Source organism: Tenacibaculum holothuriorum, assembly GCF_002120225.1.
GTDB lineage: Bacteria > Bacteroidota > Bacteroidia > Flavobacteriales > Flavobacteriaceae > Polaribacter > Polaribacter holothuriorum.
On record NZ_LAPZ01000003.1, the window covers coordinates 42523 to 66119 of the forward strand.

The 23597-nt window shown below is 29.6% G+C and carries 19 protein-coding genes; 14 read left to right on the forward strand and 5 right to left on the reverse strand.

Annotated features, from left to right (window positions below):
• The first annotated feature begins 3 nt into the window (after positions 1-3).
• The gene (locus WH52_RS05380) at positions 4-2388 is read left to right on the forward strand and encodes an outer membrane beta-barrel family protein (RefSeq protein WP_086029927.1); all 2385 of its coding nucleotides are present in this window, start codon (positions 4-6) and stop codon (positions 2386-2388) included.
• Positions 2389-2446: 58 nt separating this feature from the next.
• Here the strand turns inward: WH52_RS05380 and WH52_RS05385 are convergent, their stop codons facing one another.
• Positions 2447-3454, reverse strand: coding sequence for a 3-oxoacyl-ACP synthase III family protein (locus WH52_RS05385; RefSeq protein ID WP_086029928.1), 1008 nt, complete (start codon positions 3452-3454; stop codon positions 2447-2449).
• A gap of 208 nt (positions 3455-3662) precedes the next feature.
• On the opposite strand from WH52_RS05385, the gene WH52_RS05390 reads away from it, so the two are divergent.
• The 7 genes from WH52_RS05390 to WH52_RS05420 all read left to right on the forward strand — a co-directional run bounded on the left by WH52_RS05390 (position 3663) and on the right by WH52_RS05420 (position 15372).
• Positions 3663-4907 carry an MFS transporter gene (locus WH52_RS05390; RefSeq protein WP_086029929.1) on the forward strand — a complete coding sequence of 415 codons (1245 nt, stop codon included), beginning with the start codon at positions 3663-3665 and terminating at the stop codon, positions 4905-4907.
• A gap of 90 nt (positions 4908-4997) precedes the next feature.
• Complete coding sequence (gene htpG / locus WH52_RS05395; RefSeq protein ID WP_086029930.1) at positions 4998-6887, forward strand: molecular chaperone HtpG; 1890 nt, start codon at positions 4998-5000, stop codon at positions 6885-6887.
• 161 nt (positions 6888-7048) lie between these two features.
• Positions 7049-10009 carry an InlB B-repeat-containing protein gene (locus tag WH52_RS05400; RefSeq protein WP_086029931.1) on the forward strand — a complete coding sequence of 987 codons (2961 nt, stop codon included), beginning with the start codon at positions 7049-7051 and terminating at the stop codon, positions 10007-10009.
• A gap of 84 nt (positions 10010-10093) precedes the next feature.
• Positions 10094-11455, forward strand: a complete 1362-nt coding sequence (locus WH52_RS05405) for a hypothetical protein (protein WP_086029932.1) — start codon at positions 10094-10096, stop codon at positions 11453-11455.
• A gap of 54 nt (positions 11456-11509) precedes the next feature.
• The gene (locus tag WH52_RS05410; protein ID WP_086029933.1) at positions 11510-13300 is read left to right on the forward strand and encodes a DUF885 domain-containing protein; all 1791 of its coding nucleotides are present in this window, start codon (positions 11510-11512) and stop codon (positions 13298-13300) included.
• An 82-nt stretch (positions 13301-13382) separates the two neighbouring features.
• Positions 13383-14555 (forward strand): nuclear transport factor 2 family protein, encoded by a 1173-nt coding sequence (locus WH52_RS14960; RefSeq protein ID WP_198938386.1) that lies wholly within the window; start codon positions 13383-13385, stop codon positions 14553-14555.
• Between the two features lie 10 nt (positions 14556-14565).
• Complete coding sequence (locus WH52_RS05420; RefSeq protein ID WP_143592075.1) at positions 14566-15372, forward strand: hypothetical protein; 807 nt, start codon at positions 14566-14568, stop codon at positions 15370-15372.
• A gap of 121 nt (positions 15373-15493) precedes the next feature.
• Here WH52_RS05420 and WH52_RS05425 read toward each other — a convergent pair whose 3' ends face one another.
• From WH52_RS05425 to WH52_RS05435, 3 genes are read right to left on the reverse strand one after another with little or no spacing between them, the layout of a single operon-like run.
• On the reverse strand, positions 15494-16417 hold the full coding sequence (locus WH52_RS05425) for an alpha/beta hydrolase family protein (protein WP_086029935.1): 924 nt from the start codon (positions 16415-16417) through the stop codon (positions 15494-15496).
• Positions 16417-16830, reverse strand: coding sequence for a hypothetical protein (locus tag WH52_RS05430; protein WP_086029936.1), 414 nt, complete (start codon positions 16828-16830; stop codon positions 16417-16419). The genes WH52_RS05425 and WH52_RS05430 overlap by 1 nt, the downstream gene beginning before the upstream one ends.
• Positions 16817-17395 (reverse strand): RNA polymerase sigma factor, encoded by a 579-nt coding sequence (locus tag WH52_RS05435; RefSeq protein ID WP_262509541.1) that lies wholly within the window; start codon positions 17393-17395, stop codon positions 16817-16819. The genes WH52_RS05430 and WH52_RS05435 overlap by 14 nt, the downstream gene beginning before the upstream one ends.
• Before the next feature lie 148 nt (positions 17396-17543).
• Between WH52_RS05435 and WH52_RS05440 the strand changes: the two genes are divergently transcribed.
• The 6 genes from WH52_RS05440 to WH52_RS05465 all read left to right on the forward strand — a co-directional run bounded on the left by WH52_RS05440 (position 17544) and on the right by WH52_RS05465 (position 22821).
• Positions 17544-17888, forward strand: a complete 345-nt coding sequence (locus WH52_RS05440; protein ID WP_086029938.1) for a DUF6249 domain-containing protein — start codon at positions 17544-17546, stop codon at positions 17886-17888.
• Positions 17889-17977: 89 nt separating this feature from the next.
• The gene (locus WH52_RS05445) at positions 17978-19306 is read left to right on the forward strand and encodes a hypothetical protein (protein WP_086029939.1); all 1329 of its coding nucleotides are present in this window, start codon (positions 17978-17980) and stop codon (positions 19304-19306) included.
• A 50-nt stretch (positions 19307-19356) separates the two neighbouring features.
• Positions 19357-20691: a M28 family peptidase gene (locus tag WH52_RS05450; RefSeq protein ID WP_086030308.1), complete on the forward strand. Its 1335-nt coding sequence runs from the start codon at positions 19357-19359 to the stop codon at positions 20689-20691.
• On the forward strand, positions 20692-21270 hold the full coding sequence (locus WH52_RS05455; protein WP_086029940.1) for a YdeI/OmpD-associated family protein: 579 nt from the start codon (positions 20692-20694) through the stop codon (positions 21268-21270).
• Positions 21264-22151, forward strand: coding sequence for a TIGR01777 family oxidoreductase (locus tag WH52_RS05460; RefSeq protein ID WP_086029941.1), 888 nt, complete (start codon positions 21264-21266; stop codon positions 22149-22151). Before WH52_RS05455 ends, WH52_RS05460 begins: the two co-directional genes overlap by 7 nt.
• Positions 22144-22821, forward strand: coding sequence for a GNAT family N-acetyltransferase (locus WH52_RS05465; protein WP_086029942.1), 678 nt, complete (start codon positions 22144-22146; stop codon positions 22819-22821). The genes WH52_RS05460 and WH52_RS05465 overlap by 8 nt, the downstream gene beginning before the upstream one ends.
• A gap of 34 nt (positions 22822-22855) precedes the next feature.
• Here the strand turns inward: WH52_RS05465 and WH52_RS05470 are convergent, their stop codons facing one another.
• Positions 22856-23593 carry a DUF6263 family protein gene (locus WH52_RS05470; RefSeq protein WP_086029943.1) on the reverse strand — a complete coding sequence of 246 codons (738 nt, stop codon included), beginning with the start codon at positions 23591-23593 and terminating at the stop codon, positions 22856-22858.
• Between the last annotated feature and the right edge of the window lie 4 nt (positions 23594-23597).

The window sequence follows — 23597 nt, forward strand, 5'->3', positions numbered from 1 at the left end:
AAAATGAAAAAGTTGCTACTTTTTACGTTACTATTATTAGTAACTGTTTACTCCTATTCTCAAAATAGGAAAATCTCTGGTAAAGTCATAGATGCTAAAAGTAACTCTCCATTATCTTATGTAACTATCTCTTGTAAAAAATTAAATGGTAAAATAATTACAGGAGCTATTACCAATGATAAAGGTGAATTTGCTGTCACAAAACTTCCTAAGGAAAAAATTACAATCCAATTTCAATTTATAGGTTATAAATCTATTGAAAAAAATATAGATTTAACCACTACAAAATCAAATTACAACATTGGAATCGTTTCTTTACAACAAGACAATACTCAATTGAATGAAGTTGAAATACAAGGAGAAACTTCAACCATTATTCAAAAAATAGATCGTAAGGTGATAAATGTGGGCAACGATTTAACATCTGCAGGTTCAAACTCTTTTGATATGTTGCAAAACATTCCATCTATTGATGTTGATCAACTTTCAGGAAACATTAGTTTACGAGGAAATGATAACGTAAGAGTATTGGTTAACGGAAAACCTTCTAGCTTAAATACACAACAGTTATTAAAACAAATTCCCTCAAATTCTGTAAAAAGTATTGAAATTATTACGAGTCCTTCTGCAAAATATACTCCAGAAGGTATGAGCGGAATCATTAATATTATTCTAAAAAAGAATACTAAAATTGGTTTTAACGGGACTATTTCTGCAGGAATAGTACATAGTAAAAATACAAGACCTGAAGCTTCTTTAAATTTAAACTACAAAACAGGAAATATAAATTTCTATGGAAGTTACAATACTAGTTGGGGTGATTATGCAACCACAAATATTCTTTCTAGAACAGATAAAAATCTTATTCAAAATTTAGATTTTTTAAACAACTCAAACTCTCATAGCTTTAAAATTGGTGCTGATATTGAGTTGAATAAAAAAAGTACATTATCTCTTTATACCAACCAAAGTTTTGACAAGAATAGTTTATTAACAAACACTAATGTTTCTGAGAATAATGCCTCATCATTTAACCAAAGGAGTTTGTCTAAATATAACGAACATAATCAGGATTATAACATAGATTATGTGTATAAAATAGATGATAAAGGACAAAATATTGAAATAGAATTAAATCATTCTACCAACAAAAACCCTGAAGAGACAATTAATAATGAAACTATTAATCCAACATCGAAGTTATACAACTATAACAACGATATAACTGATACTCGTAAATTATGGTTAGTAAATGTCGACTATACCAAACCAATTAAAGACGGTAAATTAGAATTCGGATTAGAATTTAGGCTACAAGACTTTAAAAACAACATTATAACCGATCAAGAAGCTTTAATTGGCGGAACTCCAGCAATTCAACCTGTTGGAAATACAAATCTAAATTACGATCGTTCTATATATTCTGGTTATGTAAATTTCAATAAGAAGTTCAATAAAATTTCTATTCAAACAGGTATACGATTAGAACAATTTAAACTTGATGCTTTATTTAGCAATACTCAACAAGGGAATACTCCCGTAAAAGATGATATTTTTAGTATTTATCCTTCTGCATATATTACCTATCATATTACTGATAAAGACGATTTACAATTAGGCTACAGCAGAAGAGTTGACAGACCCTCTGCTTACCAGATAACACCAATTCAAGAGTGGTTCTCTCCCCTATCTATATCGAGAGGGAATATTAATATAAGACCTCAATTTACGAATTCAGTAGAATTAAATTACACCAAAACAATTAAAAAAGGATATATCTCTTTAGGTACTTTTTACCGAAGAACTCACGACAAAATTGGTCGATTATTACAACAAGATAATTTAAGCACAGATAGACAAATTATCTCTTTTACCAATTATGATTTTGCTGACAGTTATGGTTTTGAATCGTCAGCAAGCTTTAAACCTTATAGTTGGTGGACGTTAAGACCTTCTTTTGAAATTTATGTACAAGATTCTGAAGGAATATTAAACGGAAGAAGAGAAACGATTAAAAATACTCGTATAAAAAGTAGTTTAAGTAATTCATTTAAAGCTACTAAAAAGTTAAGTTTTCAGCTTTCTGCAATTCATCGTGGAAAAAGTGAAAGTATTCAGTACATCGTCGATCCATATACGATGATAAATCTTGCTGCAAGGTTATCAGTATTAGATAACAAAGGACGAATAACTTTAAGAGCCAACGATATTTTTAATAATGTAAATTTTGATTACTCGTCTAATAATCCATTCTCTCAAACAGGAAAATATGTTTTAGAGTACGATTCTGTTTACTTAGGCTTTTCATACAACTTCGGAAGCGGAAAAAACAAAGCCAAAAGAAGAAAGCATAGAGATGATAATGAATCTCAAGGAGGTTTATTCTAATAAAAAAATCCGAAGCATTTACTTCGGATTTTTTATTATATCTATTTCTGTAATTTTATTACCAACGAATCACTACCGATCCCCAAGTAAATCCACTACCAAAGGCAGCTAAAACTACTAAATCTCCATCGTTAATTTTTCCTTTTTCCCAAGCTTCAGTTAAAGCAATAATTACAGAAGCAGCAGTTGTATTACCATACTTCATAATATTATTATATACTTTATCATCAGCTAATTGGAATTTCTTCTGAATAAATTGGGCAATACGTAAATTCGCTTGATGAGGAATTAACATATCAATATCTTCTTTTTGTAAACCGTTAGCTTGTAAGCCTTCAACAATAGCTTCAGAAAAACGAACTACGGCATGTTTAAATACAAACTGACCATTCATATGTGGAAAATAAGAAACATCATCAGGATCATTTGCATCTATGATTTCAGGAACCCATCGCCCAGTAGCAGGCCCTTCTAAAACTAATTCTTTAGCGTGTTTTCCTTCAGAATGTAAGTGAGAAGATAAAATCCCTTTTCCTTCTTCTTCAGAACGAGAAAGAACAGCAGCTCCTGCTCCATCACCAAAAATCACGGTTACTCCTCTACCGCGAGTAGAACGTTCTAAACCTCCTGAATGATTTTCAGAACCAATTACAAGAATATTTTTATACATTCCTGTTTTAATAAACTGGTCAGCAACAGACATTGCATAAATAAATCCAGAACATTGATTACGAACATCTAATGCTCCAATTGTAGGCATATCCAATAAATCTTGAACTTGCACTCCTCCACCTGGGAAATATAAATCTGGACTTAATGTAGCAAAAATGATAAAATCGATATCATCTTTTGTTAATCCAGCACGTTCAATAGCAATTTTTGCAGCTTTTGCTCCCATTACAGAAGTTGTATCCTCTGTTTTTGGGTCAATCCAACGACGCTCTTTAATTCCTGTTCTTTCTTGAATCCATTCGTCGCTAGTTTCCATCCACTGCGTTAAGTCGTCATTAGTCACCACGTTATCAGGAACGTAATAACCTAAACCTGTAATTTTTGAACTATACATTATATATGTTGATTTTTTTGTTGTTTGCAAAATGTTAGCTTACAAAAGTAGTAATTAATTCATTATACTACAATTATCCTTATTATGACTTAAATAGTTACTTCGTACATAAAAATCAATCTAAATCGTATTATTTTTTACCATCTATACAACTTAACGTCCAAAGCTTGTAATTAAAACTCAAAAATGGTTTCTTTGAACTACCCTCATGATAAACAAACGTTTTTTTCAAATATTGTTATTTATAGTAGCAGTAGAAATAATTTACGCGCTACCCTTTGTCTTAATCAGACTTTTTAGACCTTCTATTATACATGCATTTGATATAACTAACACACAAATTGGTTATTGCTATACCTTATACGGTGCTACTGCCCTAGTTTTTTATTTTTTTGGTGGATTAATTGCTGACCGATATCAACCCAAACTTTTAATGAGTATAGCCCTAGTAACTACTGGTATTGGCGGATTGTTTTTAGTTTTTTTTCCTTCTTTAACTACTTTATATATTATGTATGTGTACTGGGGAATAACTACTATTCTGTTATTTTGGTCTGCTTTAATAAAAGCTACTCGTATTTGGGGAGGAAAGGATCAGCAAATAAAAGCTTTTGGTTTGTTAGAAGGAGGAAGAGGAATTGTCGCTGCTTTAATAGGAACAATTGGTGTTGTATTTTTTTCTACCCTGCTTCCAGAAGCTGCAAGCACATCAAAAGTTGAATTACAAACAGTTTTAAAAGATGTTTATTTAATTGTTTCGGTTGCAGTAATTATTGTTGGATTTCTATTATTATTTCTTCCAAACTACAACACAAAAAAAGATAATATAATTACACGAAACAGTTATAAACAAAATACTATGAGGGCAATTAAACATCCTGTTGTATGGATGTTAATGCTTATAATTTTATCAGCATATATTGGTTTTAGAATTGCTGATGTTTTTACTCAATATACTAATGAAATTTATGGTTATACAGATAAAGAATCGGCTTTATTCGGAGTAATTATTTCCTATTTAAGACCTTTAGTTTGCTTATTTATTATTCTTTTTGCTAAAAAAGCAACACCAACTAAATGGTTAATTTTTGGGTTTTTAATTACGACTTTAAGTAGTTTTCTTTTATCATTAAATGTAAATTTATCACTTAGCTATACAATTAATTTACTTTCATTAACAAGTACACTTGTTGGTATTTATGCACTTAGAGTAGTTTATTTTACCATTATTGAAGAATCTAATATTCCAATCTCAATTACTGGTACTGTAGTTGGTATTATTTCAATTGTTGGGTATTCTCCCGATTTATTTATTGGTCCGTTAGTTGGATATTATCTAGATGTAGTAGGTGGAGAAACAGGGTATCAATACTTATTTATTTTTCTTTTATTAAGTTCTTTTATTGGCTTATTAGCTTCTTTATTTCTACACAAAACTATTCGAGTAAGATAATCTTTGCTGTCATCTTGTCATTTATTGGGATTTGGTATTTTTTTTGACAATTCTGTCTTCAGAAAATAATATCAAACAAAATATATACTTATGAGTAAAGGAAACATTAATGTATCGGTAGAGAATATATTTCCACTGATTAAAAAATTCTTGTATTCTGACCACGAAATCTTTTTACGCGAATTGATTTCTAACGGAACCGATGCCACTACTAAATTAAAGCACTTAATTTCTATTGGAGAAGCTAACGTTGAATACGGAACTCCACAAATCGAAATTAAAATTGATAAAGACAACAAAACGCTTCATATCATAGATCAAGGTTTAGGTATGACAGCTGATGAGGTTGAAAAATACATCAATCAAATTGCTTTTTCTGGTGCCGAAGAATTCTTAGAAAAATACAAAGACTCTAACAACGAAACTGGCGTTATTGGTCACTTCGGACTTGGATTTTACTCAGCTTTCATGGTTGCTGATAAGGTAGAAATTATTACAAAATCGTATAAAGATGAACCTGCTGCTCATTGGATTTGTGATGGTTCTCCAGAATATACTTTAGAAGCACATGACAAAACTGAAAGAGGTACAGAAATCATTTTACATATTTCTGAAGATGAAAAGGATTTCTTAGAAGAACATAAAATCTCTGGTTTATTAACTAAATACAATCGTTTCAATCAAATTCCAATCAAATTCGGAACGAAGGAAGAAACTTTACCATTACCAGAAGGAGCTGCTGAAGATGCAAAACCAGAAACTAAAACGGTTGATAACATCATCAACAACACAAATCCTGCTTGGACTAAAAAACCAGCAGATTTAGAGGGTGATGACTATAAAACATTTTATAGAGAATTGTACCCAATGCAATTCGAAGAGCCTTTATTCCACATTCATTTAAATGTAGATTACCCTTTTAACTTAACTGGTATTTTATATTTCCCACGTTTATCTCAAAACATGGATATCCAGAAGGATAAAATTCAATTATACCAAAACCAAGTATTTGTAACGGATAATGTAGAAGGAATTGTTCCTGATTTCTTACAAATGCTAAAAGGTGTTATCGATTCTCCAGATATTCCTTTAAATGTATCTCGCTCGTATTTACAAGCTGATGGAGCGGTGAAGAAAATCTCTGGATATATCACTAAAAAAGTAGCTGACAAACTAAGTTCTTTATTCAAAAAAGATCGAGAAGATTTTGAGCAAAAATGGAACGACATCAAGGTAATTATCGAATACGGAATGTTATCTGAAGATAAATTCTTCGATAAGGCTAAGAAATTCGCTTTATATCCAACTGTAAATGATACTTATTTTACGTTTGATGAATTAGTTGAAAAAACTAAAGATGCTCAAACCGATAAAGATGGTAACCACGTAATTTTATATGCTGCAAACAAAGATGCACAACATAGTTATATTGAAGATGCAAAAGCAAAAGGATACGAAGTGCTTTTATTAGATTCTCCTATTGTAAGTCATTTAATGCAAAAATTAGAAACTTCTAATACTGAAGCTAAAATTCAATTTAAACGTGTAGATGCAGATCATGTTGACAATTTAATTAAGAAAGACGACACAGTAATTTCTAAACTTACCGATGAAGAGAAAGAAAAGTTAAAACCTGTTATTGAAGGTGCTGTTAACAACACTAATTATACAGTGCAATTAGAAGCTATGGACTCTTCTGCTTCTCCATTCTTAATTACTGTTCCAGAATTTATGCGCCGTATGAAAGAAATGCAAGCTTCTGGTGGTGGCGGAATGATGGGAATGGGTAATTTACCTGAAATGTATAACTTGGTGGTAAATACCAATCACGAATTAATAGGTGATATTTTAAATGCAGATGGAGACAAACAAAAACAATTGGTTTCTCAAGCTTTTGATTTAGCTAAGTTATCTCAAAATCTCTTACATGGTGAAGAGTTAACCAACTTTATAAAACGTAGTTACGAATTAATTAAGTAGTAATAAATCACTATAGATAAATATTTAAAACCTCTTTGTTTTTCAAAGAGGTTTTTCTTTTCATTCATTTTATAAAATGTACATTATTAATTTCTAAAACACTGTAAGTAAACAGTATATTTTATTACTTTCGCTTGCTTAAAAATATACACTCCTCAACTATGAAAAAAAGTTACTTTTTAATTCTTTTTTTACTAACAGCATTTTATGGTTTTGCCCAAAATGTAAACATCTCTGACACTAATTTTAAGTCTGCTTTATTAAGCCACACTCCAACTATTGATACAAACAGTGATGGTGAAATTCAAGTTTCAGAAGCAGCTGCTTTTTCAGGAACTTTAAATTTGATTAGTAAAAATATTACCGATTTAACAGGAATTGAAACTTTTATTAACATTACTCAGTTATCTTGTCGTACAAACAATATTTCATCAATTGATATTTCTAAAAATGTAAAACTTACATTTTTTGATTGTAGTGAAAATAAGTTACAAAGTATCGATTTTTCTAAAAATACAGAATTAACTAGAGTTTCTTGTTTAAATAACAACTTAACAACTTTAGACTTATCTAACAACTTAAAAATAACAGATATTTCTTGTTCAAATAATCAATTAACTTCAATAATTACACCAAATAGTGACACTTTAAACTCTATAGTTTGTAATTACAATAAATTAAACTCTTTAGATATTACAAAGAACATAAAAATTAAAGAGCTACACTGTTTCAATAACAACTTAACTTCATTAGATATATCTCAAAACACAGACTTGAATTATTTAGCTTGTTCAAACAACAAATTACAAAGTCTCGATGTTTCAAAAAATCTTAAATTAAAACAAATATATTGTGGAGGAAATCAACTACCTTCCATAGATTTCACAAAAAACACTGTGTTAACACAAATTTCAATTAAAGAGAATAATATAGAATCTATCGATTTATCTAACAATCTAGATTTATTTGAGCTAGTACTTGAAAAAAATAAACTAACAAGTTTAGACTTATCCAAACATTCAAAATTAGAATTACTTAATTGTCGTGAAAACAATTTAAACAGCCTGAATGTAGCTAATGGTACCAACGTGAGTTTATCTTTAATTGTTGCTACTTATTCAAACCCAAACTTAACTTGTATTACTGTTGATGATGTATCATATAGTACTAGTAATTGGACATCTATAGATAGCCATTCTTCATTTAGTAAAGATTGCTCTAAAATGTATACTTTAACTAAAAGTGCAACTAATGGAGAAATTACAGTAAAATCTAACCCTGAGAATACTAGAAATAATAATTATGAAAATGGTACAGAAATTACATTAACTGCAGTTGCCGATACAGGATATCAATTTGTAAGATGGGAAGGAGATATTACCAACAACAATAACCCACATACATTTACTATAGATAGTAATAAAAGTGTTACTGCTATATTTGAACCATCAATTCATAAAGTAACTACTAATTCTCCAAATGGTACTATTACTATTTCTCCTAATTCTAGCGATAATACTTATACATATGGTACAGCACTTACACTAAAAGCTGTACCTAACAATGGGTATAAATTTAAAAATTGGTCAGGAGACATATCTGGTACTAATACTACTGCATATACTAGTGTTACAAAAGACATGAATATTACCGCTAATTTTATAGAAAACAAACATTTTTTAACTATAAATAGTTCTAACGGAATGGCTACTGTAAGTCCAACCCCAGATAGTGATGGAAAATATAAAGACGGAACCGAAGTTACTATAACAGTAAACTCAAATTCAGGATACATTGTAGACAACATAAACGTAGGGAATACGACTTATTTTGGAAGTCCAATAACTTTAAAAATGGATGGAGACAAAACCGTTAATATTAACTACACAGAAGCTTATGAACTTATACTTAAACATGACAATGGTAACATTAATGTTTCTTCTTCTGGAAAACACGAAGGAAATAAATACAAAGCGAATAGTACAATAGAGCTTACCGCAATACCAGAAACAGGATATGAGTTTGAAAACTGGTCAGATGGTGCCTCAGGGATCACAAACCCATTGACGATTACAATGAATGCTAATAAAAATATCACAGCAATTTTTAAACAAAGCACTACAACCACAATAACGACCTATGCTAGCGGATTTTCTTCATTAGAAGGTGTTGCTGTAAACTCAAATAACGAAGTTTATATTTCTGAGCATGATTCAGGTAAAATTTTTAAATTAGATAACAGTGGTAACGCAACATTAATTGCTACTTCTGGATTTAGAGCTAATGGATTAGCTTTTGACAATGCTAATAATTTATATATTGCAGCTCCCTTTTCTGGAAAAATTTTAATTGCAGATACTTCAAATAATTTAACTGAATATGTAAGTGCTACTGGTGATTCTCCTTATGGAATTGTATTTAAAAACAATGAAATGTTTTATGTTTCTGAAACAAATTCAAAAGTTGTTAAAGTAAAAACAAACAAATCTAAAGAAAATTTTATTACAGGATTTTATACTCCAGAAGATATTGCTTTTGACTCTAATGGTAATACCTATGTTACAGATAGAAATGATAGAAAACTATTTAAAATTGCTCCTAACGGGACAAAAACAATAGTAGCTAGTGGATATGCTGCAATTAGAGGCGTAGCCATTGCTAGAAACATGGTTTATTTTACAACCTATACTTCTAGTACAAATAAAATTGTTAAGTATAATCCTTCAACAAATGAAATATCAGACTACGTTACAACAAATTTAAACGACCCTAGAGATATTGCTATAGATAAACTTGGTAATATGTATGTCACTAACTCAGGAAATGGTACAGTTGTAAAAATTTATGATGAAAACTTAAAACCTGACACAACGGCTAGTAATAATGATTATACTTTTAGTAATGCTATTAATATTTTTCCTAATCCAGCTAATGACTATATTGAGATTAATGCTACATCACACATTATTAAAAAAATTATTTTAGTAGATCTTGTAGGTAAAGAAATTATTAATACAACTAAAAAAAGAATTAATATTTCTAATTTACCAACAGGAGTATATGTATTAAAAATTACAAACGATAACAATAAAATAGCTACTAAGAAATTTATAAAGCAATAAGTTTTATACTTTAAATTTTAAAGACCTCTTTGTTTATTCAAAGAGGTTTTGTTTTTTTGTAGGAATACTGCTAAAAAATAATCTATGAATAACGAGCATAATACAGGAAAATTTAAAGAACTTTTAGACAAGCTTCAACAAGAAAGCTGGCAATTAGAATTACTTATTTCTGGTTTTGCAATTTTTGGATTAATAAGTGCCATAACACCTATCGAGGCCAAATTAAATGAAGCTATTGTTTTTGAAAAAGCTAGTTACTTTAGATATGCATTTCAGTTTGCATTATTATCTTGTTATATTCTAATTATCAACTTAGTTATTCATGTAATATTAAGAGGGCTATGGATTGGAGCTATCGGACTTCGATATGTATCTAGCGAAATTGATTATACAGAACTAAATTATCATAAACGATTTACCAATTATTTAGAAAAAAAAGTAGGCTCTTTTGATGGCTATATTGCTCGTCTAGAAAATTACTGTAGTATATTATTTGCCGTTACATTTCTTACACTATTTTACTTTATTACTGCATTTTGTTTATTTGCAATTTTTCTTTTTCTAGGGTACTTTTTTGTAGAAGCTGGTATCTTTCCAAAAGAAGTTGGGGTTATAATTTTTGTATTATTCTTATTAGTTTATTTAGTTGCCATTCTTATTATATTCATAGATTTTATTACACAAGGTTTTTTGAAGAAAAAAGAATGGACCTCGTTCTTATACATGCCTATTTATAAAATATTCAGTTACTTAACACTTTCTTTTTTATACAGACCTTTAGTTTATAATTTTTTAGATAATAAATTTGGAAGAAGAATAGCATTTATCTTAGTACCGTTATATGCCTTTATTTTTTATTTTTCTACATTTGATAATGTTCGTTCTAATTACTTTTATAAAGGAGCAGAGACTTCTAAACATTACTCAAAAAAATATAGATACCTTTCTTCTCTAACCAAAGAGGATTATGTATGGACAGCTGTAATTCAATCTAAAATAATTGATGAGCCTTATGTACACCTTTTTGTTCCTTTCAAAGAAAAAATAGATGATTATATTTTTGAAAGAAATCCTGATATAAAACCTCAAAAAGATATTCGAGGTTATGAAAGTACTGTAAACCTATTTACAACTCCAAAGTCAAGAAAACGAAAAATAAAAGCTTTAAAGAAAAAAGATAGTATTCAGAGTATTTACTTAAAAACATTTAATAACAATTATAAATTAAAAATTGATAGTATTAACTTACCTTCAAAATTTATTGTAACATCTATAAAAAATCAATTAGGTTTTGAAACGGTTTTACCATTACAAAACACTCCAGAAGGAAAACACTTATTACGAATCGACAGAATAATTGTAAATAAAAAAGATAACAAAGAAACACTTGAAAAAGTAGTTGAAATTCCTTTTTGGTACTACAAACCCAACTATAAATTAGATTAACAAACGCTAAGGTTTTCTTTTTGGTATATTTGTTTGCAATCAAAACATACAGCCATGAAGAAAATCTTCTTAACAATACTAGCTACTGCAACACTTTTAACTTCTTGTAAACAAGAAAAAAAAGAAGTAGCTAACACTCCTACTCCTGTCAATACTGAGTTTAATCAGTTATTAAAAGACTATAATGAAGGGAAATTAGAACTGAATCCATTAAACGCAACATTTGCAGGAGACAATCGTCATAATGATAAATTCCCTAACTTTTTATCAGACGAATATGCTGTCAAAGCAAAAGAGTTTTTCACAAACTATAAAGCGAAATTAAAGAACTTTCCAGATGATAAGTTAACAGAAAGTCAACAAATGAGTAAAGCTGTTTTAGCTTGGGATACAGATATGATGCTGAATCAAATGAGTTTTAAAAACGATCAGTTATTACCTATCAACCAAATGTGGACTGTTAATTTAGTAATGGGTCAATTAGGTAGCGGTAGTAGTGCACAACCTTTTAAAACGGTTAAAGATTATAAAAATTGGTTAAGTCGTTTAGACAAATTCAATGTTTGGTTACAGTCTGCTAAAACTCGTATGCAAGAAGGAATTAAAAAAGGATATGTTTTACCAGCTTCCTTAGTTGAAAAAGTAATTCCTCAATTCGAAGTCCTTTCAGAAGAAGCAGCTTCAGATCATTTATTCTATGCTCCTGTTAAACAATTTCCTGAAAATTTTTCTGAAGAAGAGAAAAAAGAATTGACTCAAAAATATACTGAAATTTTAGAGAAAAAACTAATCCCTACTTTCAGAAGTTTATACGAATTCTTAAGAACCGATTATTTAAAAGCTGGATTAAAAGAAAGCGGTATTCACGCAATTCCTCAAGGAAAAGAATACTACCAACATGCTATTAAAAACTATACGACTACCAACATGACTGCCGATGAAATTCATGAGTTAGGCTTACAAGAAGTAGCTCGTATTTTATCGGAAATGGAAAAGATAAAAGAGCAAGTAGGCTTTAAAGGATCTCTTAAAGAGTTTTTTAACTATGTGCGTAATCACAAAGATTTAATGCCTTATACAGAACCTCAACAAATCATTGATAATTTCAATGCTATTCATGAAAAAATGAAACCTCAACTAGAGAAGTTGTTTGGTAACAAGCCAAAGACTCCTTTTGTAGTAAAACAAACTGAAAAATTTAGAGAAGCTTCTGCAAGTGCCGAGTATAATCCTGGTTCTTTAGATGGAACACGTCCTGGTGTATTCTACACTCCTATTCCAGACGCAACAAAATACAACGTATTTTCAGACGAAGCTTTATTCTTACATGAAGCTATTCCTGGGCATCATTATCAAATTTCGTTAACACAAGAAAATAAGGATTTACCTGATTTTAGAAAAACCTTATGGTACAGTGCTTATGGTGAAGGTTGGGCTTTATATACCGAAAACTTAGGAAGAGAGTTAGGTTTATATTCCGACCCTTATCAATACTTCGGAATGTTAGGAATGGAAATGCACAGAGCAATTCGTTTAGTGGTTGATACTGGAATGCACGCCAAAGGATGGAGTCGTGAAAAAGCAATTCAATATTCTTTAGAAAATGAAGCAGAAAGTGAAGCTAGTATTATTTCTGAAATTGAGCGTTATATGGCTAATCCAGGTCAAGCATTGTCGTATAAAATTGGTCAGTTAAAAATTAGAGAATTACGTGATAAAGCGACTAAAGAGTTGGGTGATAAATTTGATATTAGAGAATTCCACAATCAAGTATTGGAAACGGGTTGTATTCCTTTAGCTCTATTAGAAGATAAAATTAATAAATGGATTGCTTCTCAAAAGTAATCTCGCTTTAACAAATAATTTAAATCCACTTTGAGCATTTCAGAGTGGATTTTTTAGTATTTTGAACTCAAATTTAATTATCATGAAAAGGCTATTATTTGCATTATTTATTTCTTCTGTTTCAATGGCACAAACAAATACCGAAGTCCATTTGTTTGATATAAAACCTAACAATGGAAAGTGGGACGTCACTAACGGAAAAAACATATCAAACAATGATGGGTATGATAGTCAGCCTCATTTTTATGATGAAAATACTATTGTTTTTGCTTCTAGTAGAAATGAGCAAACTGATATTGTTAAATATCAGTTTGATAATGGAGAGAAGAGTTTTATAAACAATACACCGAATGGAGGTGAGTATTCTCCCCAACGAATTCCAAATTCAAATAATGTTTCTGCGGTTAGATTAGATAAAAATGGATTGCAGCGTTTTTATCAGTATAATTTTAAAACAGGAAAAGATACCGAACTTATTAAAGATTTGGTGGTTGCTTACCCAATGTGGTACGATAAAAACACCGTTATTTCTTCTGCTATTGTAAATGACAGTTTACATCTTTTTGTTAGTGATTTAAAAAAGAAAAAAAATACAACAATTGCTAAACAAACTGGTCGATCTTTTCATAAAATTCCAAATTCTAGCTTGGTAAGTTTTATGAAGCAAAACGGAAAGAAATGGGAAGTTTGGTCGCTTAATCCAACTTCAAAAGAAACTAAAAAAATTACTTCAACAGGAACAAGTCAAGATATGTGTTGGTTGCCTAACGGAACTATATTAATTGCATATCAAAACATGATTTTACAACACAATCCTAAAACGGATAAAAATTGGAGTGTCTTTCACAAATTTGAAAATGAAAACATTAATAATATTTCAAGGATTACAGTAAATAAAGACGCTACTAAGTTGGCTATTGTTGCTGAAGTTTCTCCAAGAATGTTAGCGCAAGAACAATTAGATGGCTATAACAAAAGAGATATTGAAGCTTTCTTAAAACCATATGCTAAAAACGTAAAAGTATATACTTATCCTGATAAATTAAACTACGAAGGAATTGAGGAAATGCGCAAACGTTACGCACCTATGTTTGAAAAAACAAAAGATTTACATTGTAAAATTACAAGTAGAATTGTAAAAGGTAATGTTGTTATAGATGAAGAATTAGTAACAGCAAATGGCAACACTTTTAAAGCAGTTGCCATTTACGAAATTACCAATGGTAAAATAAGTTCGGTTAGATTTGTTAGATAAAAAATCATTTATGAAAAATTATTTAATTTTAATACTGTGTTTATCCCTTTTAAGTTCTTGCAAAAAAGAGAGTAAGAATAGAATTGCATATAATCAAGAAACTTGGTATGAGTTACTTGAAAAAGACAGAAATGCTAAAATAACAGTAATAGATACGTTTTGTATAAATCAAAAACAAAAAGCAAAAAATGCAATTAAAAAAGGAGAATTAACTTATTTCTATTATATGGGAATGATGAAAGTATTTCGTAATAATAAAGAAATGAAAGAATTATTATCTAAACATAATATTAAAATAGATTCTACTTTAACTACTTGTTTTACTCCTGCTCCAGGGTTTGAATATTATTGTTATGAAGAAGAAATGAGAAAAGCTATTGATGAAAAATATGGTGCAAATTTTATTGATTCACTTCGATTAGAAGCCGATAAAATTTATGTATCAAACCATCTTAATAAAATTTATGAGTTTGAAGACTGTGATACAATTCCAAGATACCCAAGAGCAAAAACTTATAAAGAACATTTTGATAACTATGAAGAAGATTATTTTAAAAGTTTTAAATATCCTGTAGATTATAAATATAAAAATGAAGAGTCTTATTCATATACAACAACCGAATTTATTTTACATAAAAATGGTTCTGTAAGTAATTTTAAAACTGAAACAATATTTCAAAACCCTGATAACAATAAGTATCGTGATTTATTCAATAAAAGAATAATCGATTTTGTAAAAAACACAAACTGGACTCCTGCAAAAAGTGCTGGTTTTGTGGTAAACAGTAAAATGTCTGTCTATATAAGTTATCAATAAAAATTAGATTTATAAAGAAATCTAAAAATGATATTTTTTTCATAAATCAAGATTCTGTTTTTGGTTTTATGAACTTAATAGAAATGATAGAGTTAAAAACGAATTATAAAATACACTAACATCATTTCTTATCAATTATTAAAGCTTGTTGTTTTATCCAATTAATCGAAATATCTATTGGTATTGTTTTATTTGTATTGTGTCCTAATGACGGAAACAAAACATACTCGAAAGGCTTTTTTTCTAATTTTAAAGCATTAAGATGTTCAATACACATTTTTACAGGAATTTGAATATCTTGTTCACCAAATAACCAAAGACCTGGGATTGAAAGATCTTTCAAAGCTTCTTTAGGGTCTGTAGCTTTAAATTGATATTTATCTGGATCATTCTTTACATGTTTACGAGCATCTTCCTCTGTATGATTTTTCCAAAAATCTGTTCTCCCATTAGTAAAAAACTGAAATCTTAGTTGCTCTAGAGTAGTTATTGTTGGTGAACTAAACAAAACCATAAAATCTACTAGTGAATTTTTATTTGCTACAATAGGAATTATCCAACCTGCTTGACTTGCACCAATAAGACCAAGAGGTAAATCATTTCTTTTTTTATGAAGTAAATTAATAGCAGTACTAGCATCTTTAGCTAATAAATTTAAATTTTCAACACTTATATTATTTGTACCAACTTCTGGACCTGCATAAACTCCACCAGACTCACCTACTCCACGTTTATCATAAGTCAATACCATAATATCGTTTTTTGCTAATAACATGGCAAGCTCGGTCATTCGAGGTACTCGGTCAGAGCCATGTACTATGACAACAGCAGAACGAGCTTGTTTGGGACTATAAATTGTACCTGCTAATTTAATTCCTTCACTGTCGAAAAATACATTTTCGCTATCAATAGAATTTACTAGTTCATTTTTTACTTGAATAGATAATCCATTCTCTTGTTTACTAGGTTTGTTACACCCAACTACAACTATAAATAAGAATAAAAATATATAGTGATTTATTAATTTAATTTTGATCACATTCATTATAATTTATTAGTAAAATGCCCCTTTAAAAAGTGTACTTGTACTAAAACTAATATTGCTAGAAAAACAAATGAATATATTGTAGTTGTTGATACCGATAAAGAAACATCACTTAAAAGACTTGGCATTTCTAAATTTGGCAGATAAGAATAACCTACTTTGTCTAAAATACTTTCACTTCTTTCAGATGATTTAAATGGAATAAACAATAATGCTACTAATGTTCCTAAAACAACAAACCATGCTTTTTTTGATATTAGTGGTGTCGCCTTGTATAATGCTGTATTTTCTGTTTTTAAAATACGTTGCATAATCGTATTTGTAAAATCTATTGAAGGAGTTTCTACTTCAACTTCTTTTATATACTTTTTTGCAAATGCATCTAACTCTTCAATATGTTTATTTTCTCCCATAATGATTAATTAATTCGGGTTCTACTTTTCGTTGCACTATAGTTAATAATCTTTTTCTAGCTCTGTGTAACTTTACTTTTACATTAGCTTCAGAAAAATCAGTGACATTAATAATTTCTTTTAAACTTAATTCATCAAAATAAAACATCCATAAAATAGTACGTTCGTCTTCTGGTAAATCTTGCATACATTGTTTTATTACTACTGCTCGTTCTTTCTTTTCAATCGATTCTAAAATTCCTTCAGTAGTTTTAATTTTATTAATCGTTACTTCATCTATAGTATCTGTATTATACTTATTTTTTCTCTTTTTTAAAGCATCTAAACAAGTTCGGTACGCTATTTTATACACCCAAGTAGAAAATTTAGATTCCCCTTTAAACTTGCTTAAATTTTTATACACTTTTATAAAAGTATCTTGACTTACTTCTTCTGCTTCCTCTTTATTCTGCACCATTTTAAAAGCCAAGGTATACACCATTACTTTATACTTATCTACCAAAGTAGCATAGGCATTTGTGTTTCCTTTTAATATCTTTTCTATGTAAAGTTGGTCGTTGATAATGGTTGATTTTACCTCTTAGACTTTACCGCATTAAAAAAGGTTACAACTTTTTACAAAAAAACTTTTTTTATTTTTTTTGTAACCTTTTTAAAAAGCATACTGTCTTACTTGCAAACACATAAAATTAATCAATAAAAAACAATTTATAATGGACGCAGAAATTTTAATACCAATTAGTCTCTTTGCAGCAATCTTCGGAATCGTATACTTATACTTCTCTACTAGAAACAAAGAGCGTTTAGCATTAATTGAAAAAGGTGCCGATGCATCAATCTTTATGATAGGTAAAAAAAGTAGTAGTTTCGGAAGGTTCTTTATTCTTAACCTATCGCTTTTATTAATGGGTATCGGATTAGGTGTTTTCTTAGCATTATTATTAGATACGTATACTGCAATGGATGAAGATGGAATTTACCCAGCTTGTATTTTCTTTATGGGTGGTTTAGGTTTATTTGCAGGATTTAACCTTACCAAAAAATTAGATACTGAATAAAAAGATTATTCAGCTGTATTATAAAAACCACTTCCATTCGAAGTGGTTTTCTTTTTATAAAGTATGTATATTTAAAGAAATTTTAAGCAATGGGAAACAATTTTAAAGACAGGAGTTTTAAACAGCTTTTAGATAAACTACAACAAGAAAGCTGGCAATTAGAATTAATTATTTCGGGTTTTGCAATTTTTGGTTTATTTACGGCTTTTCCCCAAATAAAAATTGCTTTAGAAATTGCTAAAAACGACAAACACATTTATGCTTTTGTTATATTACTTGTAGCTTTAATAGCTTGTTATATTTTAATTTTCAATCTACTTGTACATGTTATTTTACGAGGTTTATGGATTGGTGCTCTCGGACTTCGCTATGTTTCTGGTGATATTGAGTTTGATGAACTCAATTACCAAAACAAATTCACCAATTATTTAAAAAAGAAAATTGTTTCTTTTGACCGTTATGTAGCTACTTTAGAGAATTACTGTAGTGTATTATTTGCTGTTTCTTTTCTTTTAATTTTCTATGTCATATCCTTCACTATAATTATTATAATTTTAGTATTAATTGCCACATATATACTTTCTAACGATGATCTTTCAGAAAGTATTCGGTTCCCCATAGGTGTTACATTAGTATGTTTTATAGCTTTTGGTTCAATTTTTACTTTTATTGATTTTGCAACTCAAGGATATTTAAAAAAGAATAAATGGTTGGCAAAAATCTACTTCCCTTTTTATTGGGTTTTCAGCTTTTTAACCCTTTCCTTTTTATATAGACCATTAGTTTATAATTTCTTAGATAATAGATTCACAAAACGTCTCAGCTTCTTTTTAGTACCGATTTATATCGTAATTTCTGTATTTAACTCGGTTAAATATCAAAAATCAAATTACTTAGACAGTGCTAAATTAAATTCTAAATTATATTTAGACAATGCAGAATATGAAGATTCAAGAATCAAAGAAAATGACTTTGTAAGAACTGCAAGTATACAATCTAAAGCTATAACCGATTCTTATATTAAATTCTTTAAAGTTTTTAATGAAAATGTAGAAGATCGAATTTACAATTACAATCCAAGTCTAAAACCTAAAGAAGACAACAGAGGGTTTAAAACTGGGTTACAATTTAGCAGTGGAAATAAACGTATATCCCGTAAAAAAAGAGATAGTTTAGCCGTAAAATATATTGAAACTGTAAACAAAATGTACACTATAAAAATAGATACCATTAAATATAAACCTGAATTTTTAATCAGTCGTAATAAACAAAATCAAATAGGCTTTGAAACGTATATTCCTACGAACGATTTAAAAGAAGGAAAACACATGTTAAGATTATTTAGAAAACGAATTCGAAAAGGAGATACAGTTTCAGTTATAGATGTTACAATTCCGTTTTGGCATTTTAAAAAATAACTTGAAATGTTAATTAATTGATTACGTCTAAAAACACTAAACCTTACAACATGAAACTACTAACTACCAAACTACTTTTAATGCTATCTATTATTGGGATTCAAGCTCAGACCAATCCAAAAATCTATGAAATCATAAATCAAATTTCAGCAGATAGAATTAAGAAAGACATTACAACGTTAGCTAACTTCGGAACAAGACATACTTTAAGCGATACTATTTCTAATACTCGCGGAATTGGTGCTGCTCGAAGATGGATTAAATCTGAATTCGAAAACATCTCTAAAAACTGTAATAATTGCTTAGACGTTTTTTATCAAAAAGATTTGGTTAAAAAAGGAACAAACAAAAGAATTACAAAAGATATTTGGGTAGTTAATGTTGTCGCTATTCAAAAAGGAACTAAAAACCCGAATAACTATATTATTATGAGTGGTGATATAGATTCTCGAATCTCAGATCCTAATGATTTTACAAACGATGCACCAGGAGCTAACGACAACGCATCTGGAATGGCTGGAGCTATAGAAGCTGCTCGAATACTCAGTAAATATAAATTTGACAATAGTATCATTTACGTTGGTTTATCGGGTGAAGAACAAGGTCTTTTTGGAGGAAAAGGTTTAGCTGCTTATGCCAAAGAAAAAGATTGGAATATTTTAGGTGTTATGAATAACGACATGATTGGAAACATAAAAGGAGTAGATGGTGTTATCGACAATCGAACATTTAGAATTTTTAGTGAACCAACCCCACCAACCGAAACAGAGCATCAACGAAGAGCAAGACGTTTTTATGGTGGTGAAGTAGATGGCATTTCTCGTCAATTAGCGCGTTATATTTACAAAACTACCAAAACGTACATGCCAGAAATGAATCCGAAAATGGTATATCGTTTAGATCGATTTGGTCGTGGAGGTCATCATCGTCCTTTTAACGATGCTGGTTATCCAGGAATCCGAATTATGGAAGCTCACGAAAATTACACACAACAACATCAAGATATACGAAATGAAAATGGAATTGAATATGGAGATAAGCTAAAGTTTGTAAACTTTGATTATGCTAAAAAACTTACTGCTGTAAACGCTATTAATTTAGCTTCCATAGCAACAGCTCCTATTTCTCCAAAAAACGTTGCTATTGGTGGAATTGTAGAAGCTTCAGCAAAATTGAAATGGGATAGTGTTGAAGGTGCTAAAGGGTATAAAATCTATTGGAGAGATACAACCTCTCCTACTTGGGATCATAGCAGATATGTTGGCAATGTTAATGAATTTACTTTAGAAGGAATTGTAATTGACAATTATTTCTTTGGAGTTTCAGCAGTTGGAAAAGATGGTACAGAAAGTATTGTTTCTTTTCCTTCAAAAATTATTCGATAAATGAAAAACGAAATGCTACAACTCTATTTTAAAACTGATAAAGAGTGGTATAATTGGTTGTTAGAAAACCATGATAAAAGCAGTGGTGTTCAAATAATTCTATACAAAGTAGAAACCAGTATACCTAGCATGCGTTGGGAAGAAGCGGTAAAAGTTGCTTTATGCTTCGGTTGGATAGATTCTACGGTTAAAAGCTTGGGTGGTGGAAAACGTCAACAATATTTTTGTCCAAGGAAACCTAAAAGTGTTTGGAGCGCTGTAAACAAGAAATATATAGAAGGACTATCTTTTGATAAATTAATTCAACCTTCAGGATGGAAATCTATAGAAATTGCCAAAGAAAATGGTTCTTGGTTTGCTTTAGACAATGTTGAAAATTTGGTTGTTCCTGCCGATTTACAAACAGAGTTTGATAAAAACGAAAAAGCTTTTACAAATTATCAAAACTTCGCTCCTTCCTACAGAAAAGGATATTTATATTGGTTACATCAAGCAAAAAGAGACACTACTCGTAAAAAACGTATTTCAGAAATTATTAAATTGTGCTTTACTAATATAAAGAAGCGTGGTACATGGTAAAAGTATTAATTACAGGTGGTACAGGCTTAATTGGTAAAGAGCTTCAAAAAATCATTACCAATAAGGGTTATGAAGTAGTTATTCTTACTCGTTCTCCTAAACGTAATAATGAATTTCTTTGGAATATTTCTGAAAACCACATTGATGAGGAAGCTTTCAATGGAGTAACGCACATTATTCATTTAGCAGGTGCTGGAATTGCAGATAAACGTTGGACAACTGATAGAAAAAAAGAACTTATAAATAGTAGAGTGCAATCAGCAAATTTACTTTTTAAATATGTAAAAAATCTTCAAATTTCTTTAAAAGGTTTTATCTCTGCTTCTGGAATTGGTTATTACGGAGCAAAAACTTCTGATATAATTTTTACTGAAGATGATAAGCCAGAGAACGATTTTATTTCTAAGATTTGCCAACAGTGGGAAAAAGCAGCACTTCAATTTAAAAAATTAGATATTCCTGTTTCTATACTTCGTACAGGAGTTGTTTTAACAAAAACTGGAGGAGCTTTATCTAAAATGAATACACCTTTATTTTTATCTGCTTTAGGTAACGGGCAACAATTCATTCCTTGGATTCATATAAACGATTTATGCAACCTTTATGTAGAAGCTGTTGAAAACACAAACTTTGTAGGAATATTTAATGCTGTTGCACCTGAACATCAAACTAATGAGAGCTTTACAAAAATCTTAGGAAACACAATTTCTAAACCTGTTTTACCTTTAAATGCTCCATCTTTTATTTTAAAAACTGCATTAGGAGAAATGGCTTATATTTTATTAAACGGAAGTCGAGTTTCTGCCAATAAAACTTCAAAATTTTATACTTTTAATTTTCCTAATTTAACAGTAGCATTAAATCAAATTTACAATGAATAATAAACTTCAAAACCCTGTTTGGTTCTCTTTAGAAGAAACACATAAAAAGTTTGCTACTCAATATGATGAGGTACTATTTTATGATCCTAAAATTTGTCCATTTGGAGCGTTTACCAATTCCGAAAAAACAAAATATGCATTAAACGAATATGCTAAACTAACTGATTCTTTTTTTCTTGTTACAGAAAATGGAACTCCAACTTTTGATGAAAATTTTGTAATTCTAGATAAAAAAATTGAAGGAGTACAAATGGTCTTAAAAGACTTACAGGAAGTTGAAATTACCGAAAATATTATTCCTTTAACCGAAAAGCATATCGATGAAATTTATGATTTAATTTGGTTAGTAATGCCTGGGTATTATAAAAAAAGAACTTTCGATATGGGGAATTACTTCGGAATATTTAAAGACAATAAATTAGTGAGTATTACAGGACAACGTATGCAAACAGATGATTTTATTGAAGTAAGTGCTGTCGTAACGCATCCTGATTTTACAAAAAGAGGTTATGCTAAACAATTAACAACTTATGTAACCAAAGAAATTATTAAAGACGGAAAACATCCTATTTTACACACTACAAAAGGAAATCCTGCAATTAAATTATATGAAAAACTAGGTTATGAACTTACTAGAGATATGAATTGGTGGTATTTTCATAAAAAATAAAAGCTCAGTTTTAAATCTGAGCTTATATTTTAAATTACATTTTCCTAAAAATTCCTTCTACATTACTCTTAATCTTATTTCCCATCATATCCATCTCCATATTAATAACTGTTTTAGATGGTGCACCAGTAGCTCTATCTATCTCTAAACTACCAGTAATTTCAGCAGAAGGCATCATAGATAGCTTACCAGTTACATCTGCTATAATTTTATCTTTTGTTATTTTAATTACTTTATAGGTAGTTTCCATACTCATCCCTTGGTTTTCTTGAGTATTTTTCCATTCTGATCCTACACCAACTTTTTCTTTAGGGTAAACAACTGTTTTATTAGATTGGTTAACTAGTTTATCTATTCCTGGTGTATCTGGAGATATTTTTACAATTTTATTTTCACCTAATTTAGTAACTTCAGTAAAAATTAAAGTTTCTAACAATGGTTGCATTTGGGATTTAAACTTTTTAGCTTCAGCACTTAACTCTTCTTCTTTCATATTTGAGTTATAATTTACTTTTTCAGTAGCTCCTTGTAAAACAACCATAGATAAATAAGTGTACTTTGTTCTAGTTAAATATGTTTCATTGGCTTCTTCATCTACATCTATTTCCATATCCATTTTCATATCCATTAAAGCAGCTCCCATATCTTGCTTCATTTTCATAGACAATGCATATTTATCTCCTTTTTTATAATTTAGACGTAATAGTACTTTCTCCTGGGCATTTATTGAAGTTGCAATAACAACTAATAATACAGCTAATAATTTTTTCATCTTT

Excerpts from the sequence above, each read along its gene's own strand:
- WH52_RS05380 (WP_086029927.1), top strand. The coding sequence starts at position 4 with ATGAAAAAGTTGCTACTTTTTACGTTACTATTATTAGTAACTGTTTAC.
- WH52_RS05385 (WP_086029928.1), bottom strand. The coding sequence starts at position 3,454 with ATGTATAGTTCAAAAATTACAGGTTTAGGTTATTACGTTCCTGATAAC.
- WH52_RS05390 (WP_086029929.1), top strand. The coding sequence starts at position 3,663 with ATGATAAACAAACGTTTTTTTCAAATATTGTTATTTATAGTAGCAGTA.
- htpG (WP_086029930.1), top strand. The coding sequence starts at position 4,998 with ATGAGTAAAGGAAACATTAATGTATCGGTAGAGAATATATTTCCACTG.
- WH52_RS05400 (WP_086029931.1), top strand. The coding sequence starts at position 7,049 with ATGAAAAAAAGTTACTTTTTAATTCTTTTTTTACTAACAGCATTTTAT.
- WH52_RS05405 (WP_086029932.1), top strand. The coding sequence starts at position 10,094 with ATGAATAACGAGCATAATACAGGAAAATTTAAAGAACTTTTAGACAAG.
- WH52_RS05410 (WP_086029933.1), top strand. The coding sequence starts at position 11,510 with ATGAAGAAAATCTTCTTAACAATACTAGCTACTGCAACACTTTTAACT.
- WH52_RS14960 (WP_198938386.1), top strand. The coding sequence starts at position 13,383 with ATGAAAAGGCTATTATTTGCATTATTTATTTCTTCTGTTTCAATGGCA.
- WH52_RS05420 (WP_143592075.1), top strand. The coding sequence starts at position 14,566 with ATGAAAAATTATTTAATTTTAATACTGTGTTTATCCCTTTTAAGTTCT.
- WH52_RS05425 (WP_086029935.1), bottom strand. The coding sequence starts at position 16,417 with ATGAATGTGATCAAAATTAAATTAATAAATCACTATATATTTTTATTC.
- WH52_RS05430 (WP_086029936.1), bottom strand. The coding sequence starts at position 16,830 with ATGGGAGAAAATAAACATATTGAAGAGTTAGATGCATTTGCAAAAAAG.
- WH52_RS05440 (WP_086029938.1), top strand. The coding sequence starts at position 17,544 with ATGGACGCAGAAATTTTAATACCAATTAGTCTCTTTGCAGCAATCTTC.
- WH52_RS05445 (WP_086029939.1), top strand. The coding sequence starts at position 17,978 with ATGGGAAACAATTTTAAAGACAGGAGTTTTAAACAGCTTTTAGATAAA.
- WH52_RS05450 (WP_086030308.1), top strand. The coding sequence starts at position 19,357 with ATGAAACTACTAACTACCAAACTACTTTTAATGCTATCTATTATTGGG.
- WH52_RS05455 (WP_086029940.1), top strand. The coding sequence starts at position 20,692 with ATGAAAAACGAAATGCTACAACTCTATTTTAAAACTGATAAAGAGTGG.
- WH52_RS05460 (WP_086029941.1), top strand. The coding sequence starts at position 21,264 with ATGGTAAAAGTATTAATTACAGGTGGTACAGGCTTAATTGGTAAAGAG.
- WH52_RS05465 (WP_086029942.1), top strand. The coding sequence starts at position 22,144 with ATGAATAATAAACTTCAAAACCCTGTTTGGTTCTCTTTAGAAGAAACA.
- WH52_RS05470 (WP_086029943.1), bottom strand. The coding sequence starts at position 23,593 with ATGAAAAAATTATTAGCTGTATTATTAGTTGTTATTGCAACTTCAATA.